This is a genomic window from Frondihabitans australicus (assembly GCF_003634555.1).
GTDB lineage: Bacteria > Actinomycetota > Actinomycetes > Actinomycetales > Microbacteriaceae > Frondihabitans > Frondihabitans australicus.
In genome coordinates this window covers 2,788,211-2,806,712 of record NZ_RBKS01000001.1, presented here as the reverse complement: position 1 = coordinate 2,806,712, position 18,502 = coordinate 2,788,211, and the positions used below count along the sequence as shown (strand labels likewise).

Here is an 18,502-nt window from a genome sequence, read left to right as displayed (position 1 = left end):
GGAGGTAGTTTCCTTGGCTGCTGCGCCCAACGCATCCACCAATTCACCGAAGAACGGCCGCGCCGCATCGCGCCTCTCGTTCGCGAAGATCACCGACACGCTGACCGTCCCCGACCTCCTGGCCCTCCAGACGGAGAGCTTCGACTGGCTCGTCGGCAACGACGTGTGGAAGACGCGGTTGGCCGAGGGTCAGGCCCAGGGCCGCACCGACCTCGCGGTGAACTCCGGCCTGGAGGAGATCTTCGAGGAGATCTCCCCGATCGAAGACCTCGGCGAGACCATGCAGCTCTCGTTCACGGCGCCTGAGCTCGAAGAGCCCAAGTACTCGATCGACGAGTGCAAGGAGCGCGGCAAGACCTACGCCGCCCCGCTGTACGTGAACGCCGAGTTCATGAATCACCTCACCGGCGAGATCAAGACGCAGACCGTGTTCATGGGCGACTTCCCGCTCATGACCGAGCGCGGCACGTTCATCATCAACGGCACCGAGCGCGTCGTCGTGTCGCAGCTCGTCCGCTCGCCCGGCGTCTACTTCGACCGCACGCCCGAGAAGACCTCCGACAAGGACGTCTACTCGTCGCGCATCATCCCGTCGCGCGGCGCCTGGCTCGAGTTCGAGATCGACAAGCGCGACCAGGTCGGCGTGCGCATCGACCGCAAGCGCAAGCAGAGCGTCACCGTCTTCCTCAAGGCCCTCGGCCTCACGAGCGAGGAGATCCTCGAGGAGTTCAAGGGCTTTGCGTCGATCGAGGCGACCCTCGAGAAGGACGCCATCCTCACCAAGGAGGAAGCGCTCAAGGACATCTACCGCAAGCTCCGTCCGGGCGAGCAGGTCGCTGCCGAGGCCGCGCGCGCGCTCCTCGACAACTTCTACTTCAACCCGAAGCGCTACGACCTGGCCAAGGTGGGTCGCTACAAGATCAACCGCAAGCTGGGCATGGACGCCCCGCTCACCGACTCGGTGCTCACGGTCGAGGACATCGTCAAGACCATCAAGTACCTGGTGTCGCTCCACGCCGAGCAGAAGACCATCTCCGGCGTCCGCGACGGCGAGCCGGTCGAGATCCGCCTCGACGTCGACGACATCGACCACTTCGGCAACCGTCGCATCCGCGCCGTCGGCGAGCTCATCCAGAACCAGGTCCGCACCGGTCTGTCGCGCATGGAGCGCGTCGTCCGCGAGCGCATGACCACGCAGGACATCGAGGCGATCACTCCGCAGACCCTGATCAACGTGCGACCCGTCGTCGCCGCGATCAAGGAGTTCTTCGGCACCTCGCAGCTCTCGCAGTTCATGGACCAGAACAACCCGCTGTCGGGCCTGACCCACAAGCGCCGCCTCTCGGCCCTCGGCCCCGGCGGTCTGTCGCGTGAGCGCGCCGGCGTCGAGGTCCGCGACGTCCACCCGTCGCACTACGGCCGCATGTGCCCGATCGAGACCCCTGAAGGCCCGAACATCGGTCTGATCGGCTCGCTCGCGTCGTTCGCCCGCATCAACTCCTTCGGCTTCATCGAGACGCCGTACCGCCGCGTGAACAAGGGCAACGTCACGACGACGATCGACTACCTCACCGCCTCCGAGGAGGACGACTACGTCGTCGCCCAGGCGAACGCGCCTCTCGACGACAAGTTCAACTTCGTCGACGAGAAGGTCCTCGTCCGCAAGAAGGGCGGCGAGGTCGAGCTCGTCGGCAAGGACGAGGTCGACTACATGGACGTCTCGCCGCGCCAGATGGTGTCGGTCGCGACGTCGCTCATCCCGTTCCTCGAGCACGACGACGCGAACCGCGCCCTCATGGGTGCGAACATGCAGCGCCAGGCGGTCCCGCTGGTCCGCAGCGAGTCGCCGCTCGTCGGCACCGGCATGGAGGGCTACACCGCCATCGACGCCGGCGACGTCGTCACCGCCGAGAAGGCCGGTGTCGTCTCCGAGGTCTCGGCCGACGTCGTCACCGTACAGCTCGACGAGGGCGGCACGCAGGACTACTACCTGCGCAAGTTCGACCGCTCGAACCAGGGTGCGTCGTACAACCACCGCGTGATCGTCGACGCCGGCCAGCGCGTCGAGGTCGGCGAGGTCCTCGCCGACGGTCCCGCGACCGAGAACGGCGAGCTCGCGCTCGGCAAGAACCTCCTCGTGGCGTTCATGCCGTGGGAGGGCTACAACTACGAAGACGCGATGATCCTGAGCCAGAACCTGGTGAAGGACGACACGCTCTCCTCGATCCACATCGAGGAGTACGAGGTCGACGCCCGCGACACGAAGCTGGGTAAGGAGGAGATCACCCGTGACCTCCCCAACGTCAGCCCCGACCTGCTGGCCGACCTCGACGAGCGCGGCATCATCCGCATCGGCGCCGAGGTCCGCCCCGGCGACATCCTCGTCGGCAAGGTCACGCCGAAGGGCGAGACCGAGCTGAGCGCCGAGGAGCGCCTGCTGCGCGCGATCTTCAACGAGAAGAGCCGCGAAGTCCGCGACACCTCCCTCAAGGTGCCGCACGGCGAGCAGGGCACCATCATCGGCGTCAAGGTCTTCGACGCGCAGGACGGCGACGACGAGCTCGGCTCCGGCGTCAACCAGCGCGTGGTCGTCTACATCGCCCAGAAGCGCAAGATCACGGCGGGCGACAAGCTCGCCGGCCGCCACGGCAACAAGGGCGTCATCTCGACGATCCTCCCCGTGGAGGACATGCCGTTCCTCGCCGACGGAACCCCGGTCGACATCATCCTCAACCCGCTGGGCGTGCCCGGTCGAATGAACTTCGGCCAGGTGCTCGAGATCCACCTCGGGTGGATCGCCAAGCAGGGCTGGAACGTCGAGGGGATCCAGGAGTGGGCCGAGAACCTGCCCAAGGAGGCCCTCTCGGCTCCTGCCGGCACGAAGGTCGCCACCCCGGTGTTCGACGGCGCCTCGGAGGACGAGATCGCGGGTCTGCTCGACTCGACCCTCGTCACCCGCGACGGCGAGCGCCTCATCGGCTCGTCCGGCAAGGCGCAGCTCTTCGACGGCCGCTCCGGCGAGCCGTTCCCCGAGCCCGTCTCGGTCGGCTACATGTACATCCTGAAGCTGCACCACCTGGTCGACGACAAGATCCACGCTCGTTCGACCGGCCCGTACTCGATGATCACGCAGCAGCCGCTGGGTGGTAAGGCGCAGTTCGGTGGCCAGCGCTTCGGCGAGATGGAGGTGTGGGCCCTCGAGGCCTACGGCGCCGCGTACGCCCTGCAGGAGCTCCTGACCATCAAGTCCGACGACATCCTCGGCCGCGTGAAGGTCTACGAGGCGATCGTCAAGGGCGAGAACATCCAGGAGCCCGGCATCCCCGAGTCCTTCAAGGTGCTCATCAAGGAGATGCAGTCGCTCTGCCTGAACGTCGAGGTGCTGTCGGCCGACGGCACGACGGTCAGCCTCCGCGACAACGACGACGAGGTGTTCCGCGCTGCGGAAGAGCTCGGCATCAACATCTCCTCCCGCTTCGAGTCGTCGAACATCGACGAGATCTAAGCCTCACCCTCCGGTACAGAAACTTTTCGACAAAGGGATTACACATTGCTCGAAGCAACAACTTTCGATGAGCTGCGGATCGGCCTCGCGACCAGCGAGAACATCCGCGCCTGGTCGCACGGTGAGGTCAAGAAGCCCGAGACCATCAACTACCGCACGCTGAAGCCCGAGAAGGACGGCCTGTTCGGCGAGCAGATCTTCGGACCCAGCCGCGACTGGGAGTGCGCGTGCGGCAAGTACAAGCGCGTCCGGTTCAAGGGCATCGTCTGCGAGCGCTGCGGCGTCGAGGTCACGAAGTCCTCGGTCCGTCGTGAGCGCATGGGCCACATCGAGCTCGCCGCGCCCGTCACGCACATCTGGTACTTCAAGGGTGTTCCGTCGCGCCTCGGCTACCTGCTCGACATGGCTCCGAAGGACCTCGAGAAGGTCATCTACTTCGCGGCCTACATGGTCATCTCGGTCGACGAGGAGGGCCGTCACGCCGACATGCCCGGCCTCGAGAACGAGCTCCGACTCGAGATCAAGCAGCTCGAGTCGCAGCGCGACAGCCGCGTCGCCGACCGCATGAAGAAGCTCGAGGACGACCTCGCCGCCCTCGAGGCGGAGGGCGCCAAGAGCGACCAGAAGCGCCGTGCCAAGGACGGCGCCGAGAAGGAGATGTCGCAGACGCGCAAGGCGTTCGACGAGGACATCGCCCGTCTCGAGCGCGTGTGGGAGGACTTCCGCAACCTCAAGGTCGGCGACCTCAAGCCCGAGGACGCCGTGTTCCACGAGCTCCAGGACCGCTTCGGCATCTACTTCGAGGCCCACATGGGCGCCGAGGCGATCCAGAAGCGCCTCGAGTCGTTCGACCTCGAGGCCGAGGCGGAGATCCTCCACGACCAGATCGCGAACGGCAAGGGTCAGAAGAAGATCCGCGCCATCAAGCGCCTCCGCGTCGTCTCGTCGTTCCTCTCGACCGGCAACTCGCCGTCGGCGATGGTGCTCGAGGTCGTCCCGGTGATCCCGCCGGAGCTCCGCCCCATGGTGCAGCTCGACGGCGGCCGCTTCGCGACCTCCGACCTCAACGACCTCTACCGTCGCGTGATCAACCGCAACAACCGTCTTCGTCGTCTCCTCGACCTCGGTGCCCCCGAGATCATCGTGAACAATGAGAAGCGCATGCTGCAGGAGGCCGTCGACGCCCTGTTCGACAACGGCCGCCGCGGTCGTCCCGTCACCGGTACCGGCAACCGCGCCCTCAAGTCCCTGAGCGACATGCTCAAGGGCAAGCAGGGTCGCTTCCGCCAGAACCTGCTGGGCAAGCGCGTCGACTACTCGGGCCGTTCGGTCATCATCGTCGGCCCGACGCTGAAGCTGCACCAGTGCGGTCTGCCCAAGCAGATGGCTCTCGAGCTGTTCAAGCCGTTCGTCATCAAGCGCCTCATCGACCTCAGCCACGCTCAGAACATCAAGAGCGCCAAGCGCATGGTCGAGCGTTCGCGCCCGCAGGTGTGGGACGTCCTCGAGGAGATCATCCGCGAGCGCCCCGTGCTGCTGAACCGCGCACCCACGCTGCACCGTCTGGGCATCCAGGCGTTCGAGCCGCTCCTCGTCGAGGGCAAGGCGATCCAGCTGCACCCGCTCGTCTGCGCCGCGTTCAACGCGGACTTCGACGGCGACCAGATGGCCGTCCACCTCCCGCTGAGCGTCGAGGCCCAGGCCGAGGCCCGCATCCTGATGCTGGCGTCGAACAACATCCTCAAGCCGTCGGACGGCCGCCCGGTGACCCTGCCCGCACAGGACATGATCATCGGTCTGCACCACCTGACGACCGTGACCGAGGGTGCGACCGGCGAGGGCCGTGCGTTCTCGTCCGTCTCCGAGGCGATCCTCGCGAAGGACCAGGGCACGCTCGACCTCAACGCCGTCGTCAAGATCCGCATCCCGGGTCTGACCTTCGCCGAGGGCAAGGCGCCTGCGGGCTACGTCGAAGGCGAGACCACTCTCGTCGAGACCACGCTCGGTCGCGCGCTGTTCAACGAGGCTCTGCCGAGCGACTACCCGTTCGTGCAGGAGGTCACCGACAAGGGCGTCCTCTCGACGATCGTCAACGACCTCGCCGAGCGCTACCCCAAGGTCGCCGTGGCCGCCGCCCTCGACAACATCAAGGACGCCGGCTTCTACTGGGCCTCGCGGTCCGGTGTCACGGTCGCTCTCTCCGACATCCTCACGCCGCCGACCAAGCCGGCGATCGTGGCGGGCTACGAGAAGCAGGCCGCGGCCGTCCAGGGCGAGTTCGACAAGGGTCTGATCTCCGACGCGGAGCGCCGCGCCGACCTGATCAAGATCTGGACCGAGGCCACCAACGAGGTCGCCGCCGCCATGCGCGAGAACTTCCCGAAGAGCAACACCATCAACCGCATGGTGACCTCGGGTGCTCGTGGCAACTGGCTGCAGGTGCGCAACATCGCCGGTATGCGCGGTCTGGTGAACAACCCGAAGGGTGACATCATCCCCCGTCCGATCATCTCCTCGTACCGCGAGGGTCTGTCGGTGGCGGAGTACTTCATCGCGACGCACGGTGCCCGCAAGGGTCTGGCCGACACGGCTCTCCGTACGGCCGACTCGGGCTACCTGACCCGTCGTCTCGTCGACGTGTCGCAGGACGTCATCATCCGCGAAGATGACTGCGGCACCACGCGCGGCCTCGACATGCTCATCGCGGCGCCCGACTCCACCGGCACCCTGGTGCGCGACGCCTCCGTCGAGAACACGGTCTACGCCCGCACCCTCGCGGCCGACGCCGTCGACCCGAAGGGCACCGTCGTCGCCGAGGCCGGCTCCGACGTGGGCGACGTCCTGATCGACCAGCTGGTCGCCGCGGGCGTCGAGACCATCAAGGTCCGCTCGGTGCTCACCTGCGAGTCCGCCGTCGGCGTCTGCGCGAAGTGCTACGGCCGTTCGCTCGCGACCGGCAACCTGGTCGACATCGGCGAGGCCGTCGGCATCATCGCGGCCCAGTCGATCGGCGAGCCCGGCACGCAGCTCACGATGCGCACCTTCCACACCGGTGGCTCGGCTTCGGCCGACGACATCACGCAGGGTCTTCCCCGCGTGACCGAGCTGTTCGAGGCCCGTACCCCCAAGGGTGCGTCCCCGATCGCCGACTCGGCCGGTCGCGTCACGATCGAGGACACCGACCGTGCCCGCCGCGTGATCCTCACCCCCGACAACGGCGACGAGCCGGTGATCTACCCGGTGCTCAAGCGCTCGACCCTCCTCATCGAGGACGGCCAGCACGTCGAGCTCGGTCAGCAGATCATCGCCGGCACCGTCGACCCGAAGGAGGTCCTGCGAGTCAAGGGCGTCCGTGCGGTGCAGCAGCACCTCGTGGGCGGCGTGCAGGATGTCTACCGGTCGCAGGGTGTGCCGATCCACGACAAGCACATCGAGGTCATCGTCCGCCAGATGCTCCGCAAGGTGACGGTCGTCGACCACGGCGACACCGACCTCCTGCCCGGTGAGCTGGTCGACCGGATGCGCTACAACGAGATCAACCGCGCCGCCCTGACCGAGGGCAAGAAGACGGCTTCGGCTCGTCAGGAGGTCCTCGGTATCACCAAGGCGTCGCTCGCGACCGAGTCGTGGCTGTCGGCCGCGTCGTTCCAGGAGACCACGCGTGTGCTCACGCAGGCCGCCATGGAGGGCAAGTCCGACCCGCTGATGGGCCTGAAGGAGAACGTCATCATCGGAAAGCTGATCCCGGCCGGTACCGGCCTCAGCCGCTACCGCGACGTGGCCGTCGAGGCCACCGAAGAGGCGAAGGCCGAGCGCTACCCGAACCGCGTGTTCACCGACGACGCCTCGTTCAACGAGGCCGACCTGAGCTTCGTCGACTTCGACAGCTTCTCGTCGGACGACTTCACGCCGGGGACCTACAACTAAACAGTCACGATCGAAGGCCCCGTCGCACATCCGTGCGGCGGGGCCTTCGTCGTGTCCGGGCGCAGGAGCAGCGGAACACCTCCCCGGCGACCGTCACCCCCGCAGGGGTGCCACTCCCTTTGGGATATGGCCCCCTCCTCGGGAAGACGCGATGCTGGCTGAGCCTGACCACCCATGTCGGGCAGGGCCGCACGCATCCGGATAGCGGTGCGGCCCCCACTGTCCACTGGAGGTTCCGTATGGCGTCGATGACCGAGATCTTGATCTTGCACGGTCTCCTGCCGATCGAGCAGCTCGACCTGATGTCGAATCCGTCCGACGAAGAGGCGTCGGTGCGCGACCTGCTCGAGCGCGGCGTCGTCTCGGAACTCCAGATCGCCAAGGCCCGCGCCCAGGCCGCCAACATGGACTTCGTCGAGCTCCTCGACTACCCCGTCGACCGCAACGCCGTCACCATGGTGTCGGCCGCGGTCTGTCGCCGCCACAACGCGCTGCCCATCGCCATCCACGACGGCCTCCTGCTCGTCGCCGTGTCGGACGCCGGCAACGTGTTCGCCCTCGACGACGTGCGCGCCGCCTCCCGCATGCCCATCGAGTGGGTCATGGCCGAGAAGGGCGACCTCAAGACCGCCATCGACCGCTACCTCCGCGCCGACGACGAGCTCAACGACCTCACGTCGACCCTCGAGGAGGAGTCGAGCGCGTCCGAGCAGGGCGCGATGGACATCGCGAACGGCCCCGACGACGACGTCCCGATCGTCCGCTTCGTGAACCTCCTCGTCAGCCAGGCGATCCAGGACCAGGCCTCCGACATCCACATCGAGCCCGGCGAGAGCGAGGTGCGGGTCCGCTACCGCATCGACGGCGTGCTGCACGAGATGCAGCCGGCCCCGAAGTCGATCCAGAACGGCGTCATCTCCCGCCTCAAGATCATGAGCGACATCGACATCGCCGAGCGTCGCAAGCCTCAGGACGGCCGCATGTCGGTGCGCCACGGCAACCGGCAGATCGACCTCCGCGTCGCGACCCTCCCCACGGTGTGGGGCGAGAAGGTCGTCATGCGAATCCTCGACAACACGAACACGTCGATGAACCTGCGCGACCTGAACCTCCTCGAGCGCAACTTCGACGTGTACGCCGAGTCGTACTCGAAGCCCTACGGGATGATCCTCGTCACCGGGCCCACCGGCTCCGGCAAGTCGACCACGCTCTACACGACGCTGAACGCCGTCGCCCGCCCCGAGATCAACGTCATCACCGTCGAGGACCCGGTCGAGTACCGGATGCCCGGCATCAACCAGGTGCAGGTCAACCCGAAGGCGGGCCTCACGTTCGCCAGCGCGCTCCGCAGCATCCTGCGCTCCGACCCCGACGTCGTGCTCCTTGGTGAGATCCGCGACCACGAGACCGCCCAGATCGCCATCGAGGCTTCGCTGACCGGCCACCTCGTGCTGTCGACCCTCCACACGAACGACGCCCCCAGCGCCGTCGTCCGCCTCACCGAGATGGACATCGAGCCGTTCCTCGTCGGCTCCGCCCTCGACTGCGTCGTCGCCCAGCGCCTCGCCCGTCGCCTCTGCGACCGGTGCAAGATGCCGGCCGACTACACGCCGATCGCCCTGAACGCGCTCAAGTTCCACGTCGACCCCGACCAGCCCATGCCGACCATCTACGAGCCGGTCGGCTGCCAGTCCTGCTCCAACACGGGCTACCGCGGCCGCGTGGCCCTCCACGAGGTCATGAGCGTGACCGAAGACATCGAACGCCTCGCCGTGAAGCGCGCCTCCAGCGCCGAGATCGGCCGACTCGCCCAGGAACAGGGCATGTTGACCCTCCGCCAGGACGGCTGGGAGAAAGCCAAGATGGGCCTCACCAGCGTCGAAGAGATCCTCCGGGTCGTCGCGTAGCCGCAGGGGCTGCCGAGACCGAACCGAGACTGCACACACCCACCACGAAGGAAAACCACCGATGAGTGACCCGCTGTACGACCTGCCGACCCCGGCAGAGGGCGCGCACCGCCCCGTGTACTCGCTCGACGATGCCACCGACGTCCCCGCGGCCGGCGGCTGGTCGCCCGCGCCCGTGGGCAGCCGCCGCTGGAACCGCGAGCACGAGCCCGCGACCGACGAGTTCGGCGCCCCCGAGCGCTCCTTCACGCCGTCGTCGGCGCACGCGCCCGGCTCGGCCAAGGTGTTCGACCTCCCCGCGCCGACCGACTCGCCCGCGTGGCCTCCGTCGTCGTACCCGTCGCCGCAGTCGTGGTCGGCCCCCGCGCCCGTCGCCGAGGCGCATGAGGCGCCCGCCGCGGCCGTCTTCGATCTGCCGGCGCCGAGTGCCGCGGCCCCCGTGTTCGACCTGGACGCGGCCCCGGCTCCGACCACGAGGGTGATGCCCGCTGCTCCTGCGGGCTTCGACCCGAACGGTGCCGCCGTGCACGTCGAGCTGGCCGAGCACGCCGCGACCAAGGCCGACAAGGACCTCATCGAGGCGCTGTGCCAGGTGGTCCGCCAGGGCGGCTCCGACCTCCACGTGACCGTCGACGCCCCGCCGACCCTCCGTGTCGACGGCAGCCTGCAGCCGGCCATCTCGCCCGCGCCCTGGGACCGCCACAAGGTCCGCGCCGCGCTCACGAGCCTGCTGACCCCAGAGCGCCTCGCCGACTTCGACCGCGAGCTCGAGCTCGACTTCGCGTACACGATCTCGGCCGACAGCCGATTCCGTGTGAACTTCTTCCAGCAGCGCGGCTCACTCGGCGCCGTCTTCCGTCTCATCCCCACCGAGATCAAGACGCTCGAGCAGCTCGGCATCGACCCCGACCTCGGCAAGTTCGCCGGTCTGCCCCGCGGCCTCGTCCTCGTGACCGGGCCCACCGGCTCCGGCAAGTCGACGACCCTCGCGGCCCTCATCGACCTCGCGAACTCGACCCGTGCCGACCACATCGTGACGGTGGAAGACCCGATCGAGTTCATGCACAACCACAAGAAGTCGATCGTCAACCAGCGCGAGGTCGGCGGCGACACGCACAGCTTCGCGAACGCGCTCAAGCACGTGCTGCGCCAGGACCCCGACGTGATCCTCATCGGCGAGCTCCGCGACCTCGAGACCATCTCGGTGGCGCTGACCGCCGCCGAGACCGGCCACCTCGTCTTCGCGACCCTGCACACCCAGGACGCCGCGCAGACCATCGACCGTGTGATCGACGTGTTCCCGCCGCACCAGCAGGACCAGGTGCGCACGCAGCTCGCCTCGACGCTCCAGGGCGTCGTCTGCCAGACCCTCGTGCCCCGCGCCTCCGGCAAGGGCCGCGTCGTCGCGACCGAGGTCATGATGATGACCCCGGCCGTCGGCAACCTGATCCGCGAGGGCAAGACCTACCAGATCGCCTCGTCGATGCAGGCGGGCCGCGACCTGGGCATGCACACCATGGACCAGGATCTCGCCGACCTCGTCAACGCGGGCACGGTCACCCTCAAGGCGGCCATGGAGAAGGTCCACGACGAGGAGGGCTTCCACCGCCTCGTCACGCGTGTCGAGACCGGCAACGCGAACAACATGATGGGCGGCGGCATCGACTTCGGTGACGCCTTCTCGGGAGGACAGCACTGATGGCTGCAGCACTCACCTTCGCCTACCGCGGCCGCGACGCCGCCGGCAAGGTCGTCAAGGGCAAGCTCGAGGCATCCAGCGAGGGCGCGGTCGTCACCCGCCTGCGCACGATGGGCGTCTCGCCGATCGCGATCACCGAGTCGTCGAGCACCGGGCTCCAGCGCGAGATCTCCATCCCGGGCCTCTCGAAGGGCGTGAAGCTCAAAGACCTCGCGATCATGAGCCGGCAGATGTCGACGATGATCGGCTCGGGTCTGTCGCTGCTGCGCACCCTGTCGATCCTGTCCGAGCAGACCGAGAACCCGAAGCTCGCGAAGATCCTCACCGAGATCCGCGAAGACGTCGAGACCGGTGTCTCGTTCTCCGACGCCGTCGGCAAGCACGCCCAGTACCTCCCGCCGATCATGATCAACATGGTGCGCGCGGGTGAGACCGGCGGCTTCCTCGAGGGCGCCCTCGACTCGCTGGCCACCAACTTCGAGAAGGAGGTCAAGCTGATGGGCACCATCAAGTCGGCGATGACCTACCCGGTCGTGGTGCTGTGCATGTCGCTGGCCGCCGTCGTCATCATGCTGACCTTCATCGTGCCGATCTTCGCCAAGATGTTCTCCTCGCTGGGCGGACAGCTGCCGCTGCCGACTCAGATCCTGGTCGACCTGTCGCACGCCATGCCGTGGGTGCTCCCGCCCCTGATCGTCGCGATCATCGCCTTCTCGGCCTGGTGGCGCGGCCACAAGAACGACGAGAAGGTCCGCGCCTTCGTCGACCCGCTGAAGCTCCGGCTCCCCGTCTTCGGCCCCCTCGGCCAGAAGATCGCCATCGCGCGCTTCAGCCGCAACTTCTCGAACATGATCGGCGCCGGCGTGCCGATCCTCACCGCGCTGCGCATCGTCGGCGAGGTGTCGGGCAACTACGTGCTCGAGAAGGCCCTGATCCAGGTCGCCGAGTCGGTTCGCCAGGGCGAGTCGATCGCCTCGCCGCTCACCGAGACCGAGGTGTTCCCGATGATGGTCACGCAGATGATCTCCGTCGGCGAGGACTCCGGTTCGCTCGAGACGATGCTCGAGAAGATCGCGTCGTTCTACGACGCCGAGGTCCAGGCCACCACCGAGGCCCTCACGTCGCTCATCGAGCCGCTGCTCATCGCCTTCCTCGGCGTCGTCGTCGGCGGCATGATCGTCGCCCTCTACATGCCGATCTTCCAGATCACCTCGCTCATCCACTGAGCCCGACGCACCACGACAGGACACCCCCATGCCCACCGCCCTGACACTCGACGTCGCACGACGCCGTCGAAAGGCGATGTTCCAGGAGCCCGACGAGGGCTTCACCCTGATCGAGCTCCTGGTCGTGGTGATCATCATCGGCATCCTCGCCGCGATCGCCATCCCCGTGTACCTCGGCGTGCAGAACAACGCCAAGGACTCGAGCCTGCAGTCGGACGTCGGCAACTTCAAGTCGGCGGTGCTCAGCGCTCAGGCGACCCAGGGAACCGCGTACGCCACGACCAAGCAGTCCTACACGACATCGGCCGGGCTGGCCACGGCTCTTCCCGGCGGCACGGCCACCTGGGGCGCCTCGACGAAGAGTCTCACCTTCTATCCCTCGTCGACGGGCTTCTGCCTGCTGGGCATCTCGTCGGTGACCGGCAGCAGTTTCGCCGTCACCGATCAGGCCGGCGTCCAGAAGGGGTCCTGCACGACAGCGGGAGCCTACTCGTCCACGGTCGTGTCGACAGCACCCTAGGCGACATCCGTCGTTTTCGCGCCCCGTCGCTCCTGTGAGCGGCGGGGCGTTTCCGTGCCTCGTCCGGGGGGTCTGCGGCCAGGTCGAAAGTCGCCCCTCAACTGGGGTTTCACCCGAAAGGGAGGGCCCCGGACTGGGGACACGAAAACGCCGAAAACCCCCCGAGTAAGGGATTCTGCACCCCTGTACCTCGCCAATAGCGTCTCTCTTGGCAGGCAGAGCTTGCCTCCACATCGCACAAAGCAAGACCCCCCAACCCAACCATCCCGACAGGAAGACACGTCATGTACTTCACTCTCATGGGCAAGCTCAACGCTCGCCGCAAGAACCTCGCCACGCAGGACGACAAGGGCTTCACCCTTATCGAGCTCCTCGTCGTCGTGATCATCATCGGCATCCTCGCCGCGATCGCGATCCCGGTCTACCTCGGTGTCCAGAACAACGCCAAGAACGCCGCCACGCAGAACGACGTCACCAACCTCAAGACGGCCATCGTCTCGCTGCAGACCACGAACAACGCCCTGCCCGGCAAGTTCTCGGCCGCCATCACGAGCGCCTCGAGCTTCCCGACCATCACCGGCTCGACGCAGACCTACTCGCAGGCCGGCGCCACCTTCTCCAGCAACACCACGTCGCTGAACTACGGCCCCTCGGCCACCGACAGCTTCTGCATCATCGGCATCAGCGCCGGCGGCAACACCTACTACGCCACCGCGTCGTCGGGTGTCAGCACCACCGCCTGCACCATCTCCTAGTTCCATCCCGAGCCTCAGGGCGGGCACCGACACGGTGTCCGCCCTGAGCCCGGATCAGCACCACCCCGCATCACACTCTGACTTCTTCTTCGCGACACACACCCGAAGGGGGTGACCACCATGAAGCGCATCCGCCAGATCCTCGGCTCCGACAGGTCGGCGTCCCTCGACGAGGGATTCACGCTCATCGAGGTCATCGTCGCCCTCGCTGTCTTCTCGATCATCGCCCTCACCGTCGCCGGCGCGATCACGAACTCCCTGGTCATCACGCGCGACTCCCGCTCGCGCGCCGTCGCCGAGAACCTCGCCTCGCAGGATCTCGACCTCGACCGCTCGGTCTCCGACATCATGAACGTGCAGACCAAGACCTGGACCACCACGGTCCAGAACACCCCCTACACGATCGCTCGCAAGGTCTCCTGGTCGACGTCGGCCACGACGTCGAACGCCTGTGGAACCGGCAGCGGCACGCTCCAGTACAAGATCGTCAAGGTCACCGTCAGCTGGCCGGGCAGCGGCACGACGAACCCCGTCGTCTCGACGACCAACCTCGCGCCGAACAGCCGTCTCAACGACCCCACCCTCGGCACCATCATCGTGGCGGTCACAGCTGCCGACGGCAGCGGCGCCTCGGGCGTCTCCGTCTCGATCGCCCCGGCGTCGTCCAACCCCAACGGCGCGGCCGCCGTGGCCACCCCCGCCGTGACCGACTCGAACGGCTGCACGTACGCGCTCAAGGTGACGCCCGGCAACTACACCGTGTCGATCAACCGGGCGAACGGCATCGACTACACGCAGGCGACCACTCCGGTCACGACCCCCGTCGTCGTCACCGCGGGCACCGCGACGTCCGTTCCCTTCACCTACGACACGGCCGCGACCGTGACCCTCAAGTACGCGAGCAACTACTCCGGCACGGCCACGCTCCCCACCAACCTCGACACCACGTTCAACAGCACCACGGGCGGCGTGGACCTGTTCCAGCTGGGCGCCAAGACGACTGCGACGACCCCGTCGGTGTCGCTTTTCCCCTTCACGAGCGGCTACACCTACGAGACCGGCGCGTACGTGGCGCCGATCGTGGGCAGCTCCGGCACCGTGTCGAACACACCGTGCGTCAATGTGGATCCCGGCGCCTGGATCACGCAGAACTCGTCCAAGCAGGTCGGCACGAGCTTCCAGGCTCCGACCTCGCCCGGCGGCACGGCGACGATCAACGTGCCGATGGGCGTCGTGCAGCTCCCCGCCCTGTCTGGCACGCTGAGCCTGCAGGCGACCCAGGTCAACACGAGCGCCAACGGCGACCCGGGCTGCTCGACGGCCGTCACCTACAGCTTCGGATCCCTTTCCGGCTCGCCCGTCATCGCCCTCCCGTTCGGCACGTGGCGCATCACCACAGCTGCGCTCATCGTGGTGAAGCCGTCGTCCGTCAAGACGGCGGGCGTCGTCAACAGCGACAGCACCGTCACCCTCGACCCGCGCGGGGTGACCCCGTGATCGCCGCCTTCCGTCGCCGCCTCGCGACCGTCACCGGCTCCGACCGGGCGCAGGATCGCGGAATCTCGCTCGTCGAGCTGCTGGTGGCCATGATGGTCTTCTCGATCCTGCTCGCCATGACCGTCGGCTTCTTCGTCAGCGCCAACACGGCGAGCGTCACGAACAAGCAGATCACCAACACCACCGGTTCCGCGTCGAACGGCATCAACGAGCTCACGCGTGTGATCCGCGGGGCGGTCACCAACGGCGTCGCCAACCAGACGGCGCCCGCGCCCGCATTCGCGACGGCCGGCTCCAACACGATGCTCCTCTACACGAGCATCAACACCTCGTCGACGTCGGCCTCGTCGCCCGAGATGGTGCAGTTCAGCGTCTCGGGCACCAGCCTCATCGAGCAGACCTGGCAGCCGACGCTCACGAACGGCTACTACGTCTTCCCGTCCACGAACTCGACGCCGGCGACCACCCGCGTCGTCGCCTCGCCGATCGTGCTGCCCTCGGCCGGCGGCCCCAACCTGTTCACGTACATCGACACGAACAACGCTGCGATCACCATGTCGAACGGCGCCGTCCCCAACGTCGCGGCCATCGCGGCCGTGCAGGTCAACCTCCAGGTCGGAACGGCCAACACGGCCAGCCAGTCCACGCTGCTGACCAACATCGTCGGCCTCCCCAACCTGAATGTCTCCAGGACAGCCCAATGATCACCTTCCTCCGCTTTCGAATCGGGCGTCGCCTCGCCCGTCTGCTCGGCGACCGGTCCGACGAGCGTGGCATGGCCCTCGCCACCGTCCTCATCTTCGGCGCCGCCCTGCTCCTCATGAGCGCGACGGTCGTCACCGTCTCGGTCTCGGGCACCACGAAGGCTCAGACCGACGTGAACTGGGTCGCGGCCGGCCAGGCCGCCTACGCGGGCGTCGAGGACTACCAGGCCAAGCTCGCCAACGACAACAGCTACAGCCAGTACGGCACCACGGCCTCGGCGTTCAGCAAGGACAGCACCTTCACGAGCACGAACAACAACCCCGCCTTCGTGTCGTGGGAGCCCGTCGATCCGTCCAACGCGACCGGCCCCAGCTACCGCTACGCCGTCGACAACACGCAGTACTCGAAGACGGGCGTCCTCCGCGTCCAGTCCACGGGCAAGGTCGGCACGACGACGCGCACGGTGGTCGCCAGCCTCAAGCAGTCGGGCTTCCTCGACTACATGTACTTCACCGACATGGAGTTCGGAGATCCCGCCACCTCGACGACGGGATGCCCCACCACGTCGACCTACCAGTGGGCGGCCAGCCTCTCGTCGAAGTGCAGCATCATCCAGTTCGCCGCGGGCGACACGATCTCCGGTCCGGTCCACAGCAACGACACTCTGACGGTCTGCGGCTCGACGTTCAACAACACCGTCACCACCTCGGCCCCGACGAGCACCGTGCCGAACGGCTACGTCGTGCCCTCCGGCTGCAACAGCACGCCGACGTTCGGCATCAGCAAGCCCACCTACACGCCCCTTCTTCAGATGCCGTCGACCATCGGCTCGCTGATCCAGGAGACGCGGAGCGACCTCACCGCCTCGACGGTCCCGCGCCCCGGCTGCCTCTACACCGGCCCGACGACGTTCACCTTCAACGGCGACGGCACCTGGACCGTCTACTCGCCGTGGACGCAGTACACCAACATCGCCGGCAGCCCCGCGACCTCGGGATCGGTCAGCTCGCAGTGCGGCACCCCCGGCTACACGTCGGCGGGCAACACCCTCGGAAGCCCCGGCGGCCAGACGTTCAACGTCGTCCCGCAGAACCTCGTCTACGTCCAGAACGTCCCGACCACGTCCACCGACCCGAACTACCCGAACACGTCGGCCAAGACCGGCCCCGGCAATTCGAAGTTCTTCACCTCGGCGGGCCTCCCGCAGAACTACACCTGCACGGGCGCGGACGGCTCGACCGTCGGCAACGGGGTCGGATTCCCGGCCGTCAACGAGACGGCGCCGTCGAGCACGTCGTACAGCTGCAAGAACGGCGACGCGTTCGTGCAGGGCACGGTGAACGGCGACGTCACGATCGCGGCCAACAACTACGTCTACATCACGGGCGACATCACCTACGACACGGCGACCGCGGCGAACGACCTGCTCGGCCTCATCGGTCAGAACAACGTCTACGTGTACAACCCCATCGGCAACTACACGACGACCTACACCTACTCCTGCGGCACGAGCAAGAAGCCGGCCACCTGCACGGGCACGACGCAGCACACGAACGCGCTGCTCGACGAGTCCCAGTCGGACCGCACCATCGACGCCGCCATCATGTCGGTCGCGCACTCGTTCACCGTCGAGAACTACTCGGCCGACTCGGGCAACCCCAAGGGCAACCTGAACGTCTACGGCTCCATCGTGCAGAAGTACCGTGGCCCGGTCGCGACGTCGGGCGGCAACGGCACGGTGAACACCGGCTACACGAAGAACTACTCGTACGACCCGCGCCTCGCCTTCGAAGCACCGCCGAAGTTCCTCTCGCCGGTGTCGACCACCTACGGCATCACGTCCACGACCGAGGTCAAGACCGCGTTCAGCGCGAGTGGGGCGCCGATGTCATGAGCCTCGCCCTGTTCTCGACCCTCCTCGCCGCCGTCTTCGGCCTGGCCATCGGCTCGTTCCTCAACGTGGTCGTCTACCGCGTGCCCAACGGCATGTCGGTCTCGCACCCCGCCTCGGCCTGCCCGAACTGCCACTCCGAGATCCGCGCCTACGACAACGTGCCCGTGCTCAGCTGGTTCGTCCTCCGCGGAAAGTGCCGCGACTGCAGGACCCCGATCTCGGGTCGCTACCCGATCGTCGAGGCCGCCACCGGCGCCTTCTTCCTGATCGTGGCGATCCGCTTCTGGCCGGCCGCCGGCCTGCCCTCGGACGGCCTGCACGTCGCCTCGCGCCTCCTCGAGCTGGCGGCGTTCCTCTATCTCGCCGCCATCAGCCTCGCCCTCGGCATCATCGACGCCGAGCACCACCGTCTTCCGAACCGCATCGTGCTGCCGTCGTACGCGGTGGCGATCGCGATGCTCGGCGCGGCCGACGTGCTCACGGGCGACTTCGGCGGGCTCCTGCGCACCCTCATCGGCGGCGCGGCGCTCTTCGTCTTCTACTTCGGGATCGCATTCGTGTATCCCGCGGGCATGGGCTTCGGCGACATCAAGCTCGCCGGCGTCCTCGGCCTCTACCTGGGCTTCCTGGGTTGGGGTCCCCTCATCGTGGGAGCCTTCGCGGCCTTCCTCGTCGGTGGCGTCTTCGCCATCGTGCTGATCGCCCTCAAGCGCGTGGGGAGGAAGGGCGGGATCCCCTTCGGTCCCTGGATGCTCGTTGGCGCGTGGATCGGCGTCTTCGCCGGCCAGGCCGTGTTCCACGGCTACCTCACCGCAATCGGCGCGGCCTGACCGCGCCCCCGCCCACCCCTCCCAGGAGAAACCAGCC

General features: G+C 67.3%; 11 protein-coding genes. All 11 read left to right on the top strand.

Going from position 1 to position 18,502, the window contains the following annotated elements; translation table 11 throughout:
- Positions 1-13: 13 nt before the first annotated feature.
- Complete coding sequence (gene rpoB, locus C8E83_RS13195) at positions 14-3,505, top strand: DNA-directed RNA polymerase subunit beta (RefSeq protein ID WP_121370316.1); 3,492 nt, start codon at positions 14-16, stop codon at positions 3,503-3,505.
- A gap of 45 nt (positions 3,506-3,550) precedes the next feature.
- Positions 3,551-7,432: a DNA-directed RNA polymerase subunit beta' gene (locus C8E83_RS13190; protein WP_121370315.1), complete on the top strand. Its 3,882-nt coding sequence runs from the start codon at positions 3,551-3,553 to the stop codon at positions 7,430-7,432.
- A 239-nt stretch (positions 7,433-7,671) separates the two neighbouring features.
- On the top strand, positions 7,672-9,339 hold the full coding sequence (locus C8E83_RS13185) for a GspE/PulE family protein (protein WP_121370314.1): 1,668 nt from the start codon (positions 7,672-7,674) through the stop codon (positions 9,337-9,339).
- Between the two features lie 61 nt (positions 9,340-9,400).
- Complete coding sequence (locus tag C8E83_RS13180; RefSeq protein ID WP_281270815.1) at positions 9,401-11,038, top strand: type IV pilus twitching motility protein PilT; 1,638 nt, start codon at positions 9,401-9,403, stop codon at positions 11,036-11,038.
- Entirely contained in the window at positions 11,038-12,264 is a 1,227-nt protein-coding gene (locus C8E83_RS13175) for a type II secretion system F family protein (protein WP_121370313.1), read from the top strand. The genes C8E83_RS13180 and C8E83_RS13175 overlap by 1 nt, the downstream gene beginning before the upstream one ends.
- 28 nt (positions 12,265-12,292) lie before the next feature.
- Entirely contained in the window at positions 12,293-12,784 is a 492-nt protein-coding gene (locus C8E83_RS19915) for a type II secretion system protein (protein ID WP_245981670.1), read from the top strand.
- Between the two features lie 284 nt (positions 12,785-13,068).
- Positions 13,069-13,539 (top strand): type II secretion system protein, encoded by a 471-nt coding sequence (locus tag C8E83_RS20075; RefSeq protein ID WP_425454767.1) that lies wholly within the window; start codon positions 13,069-13,071, stop codon positions 13,537-13,539.
- A 120-nt stretch (positions 13,540-13,659) separates the two neighbouring features.
- Positions 13,660-15,036 (top strand): type IV pilus modification PilV family protein, encoded by a 1,377-nt coding sequence (locus tag C8E83_RS13160; RefSeq protein WP_121371905.1) that lies wholly within the window; start codon positions 13,660-13,662, stop codon positions 15,034-15,036.
- Positions 15,033-15,740, top strand: coding sequence for a PulJ/GspJ family protein (locus tag C8E83_RS19555; protein ID WP_170159935.1), 708 nt, complete (start codon positions 15,033-15,035; stop codon positions 15,738-15,740). The genes C8E83_RS13160 and C8E83_RS19555 overlap by 4 nt, the downstream gene beginning before the upstream one ends.
- Positions 15,737-17,635 carry a hypothetical protein gene (locus tag C8E83_RS13155; protein WP_121370312.1) on the top strand — a complete coding sequence of 633 codons (1,899 nt, stop codon included), beginning with the start codon at positions 15,737-15,739 and terminating at the stop codon, positions 17,633-17,635. The genes C8E83_RS19555 and C8E83_RS13155 overlap by 4 nt, the downstream gene beginning before the upstream one ends.
- Positions 17,632-18,465, top strand: coding sequence for a prepilin peptidase (locus tag C8E83_RS13150; RefSeq protein ID WP_121370311.1), 834 nt, complete (start codon positions 17,632-17,634; stop codon positions 18,463-18,465). The genes C8E83_RS13155 and C8E83_RS13150 overlap by 4 nt, the downstream gene beginning before the upstream one ends.
- Positions 18,466-18,502 lie beyond the last annotated feature (37 nt).

Coding starts and splice junctions, on each gene's coding strand:
- C8E83_RS19915 (WP_245981670.1), top strand. CDS start 12,293: ATGCCCACCGCCCTGACACTCGACGTCGCACGACGCCGTCGAAAGGCG.
- C8E83_RS13185 (WP_121370314.1), top strand. CDS start 7,672: ATGGCGTCGATGACCGAGATCTTGATCTTGCACGGTCTCCTGCCGATC.
- C8E83_RS13150 (WP_121370311.1), top strand. CDS start 17,632: ATGAGCCTCGCCCTGTTCTCGACCCTCCTCGCCGCCGTCTTCGGCCTG.
- C8E83_RS13160 (WP_121371905.1), top strand. CDS start 13,660: ATGAAGCGCATCCGCCAGATCCTCGGCTCCGACAGGTCGGCGTCCCTC.
- C8E83_RS20075 (WP_425454767.1), top strand. CDS start 13,069: ATGTACTTCACTCTCATGGGCAAGCTCAACGCTCGCCGCAAGAACCTC.
- C8E83_RS13175 (WP_121370313.1), top strand. CDS start 11,038: ATGGCTGCAGCACTCACCTTCGCCTACCGCGGCCGCGACGCCGCCGGC.
- C8E83_RS13180 (WP_281270815.1), top strand. CDS start 9,401: ATGAGTGACCCGCTGTACGACCTGCCGACCCCGGCAGAGGGCGCGCAC.
- C8E83_RS13155 (WP_121370312.1), top strand. CDS start 15,737: ATGATCACCTTCCTCCGCTTTCGAATCGGGCGTCGCCTCGCCCGTCTG.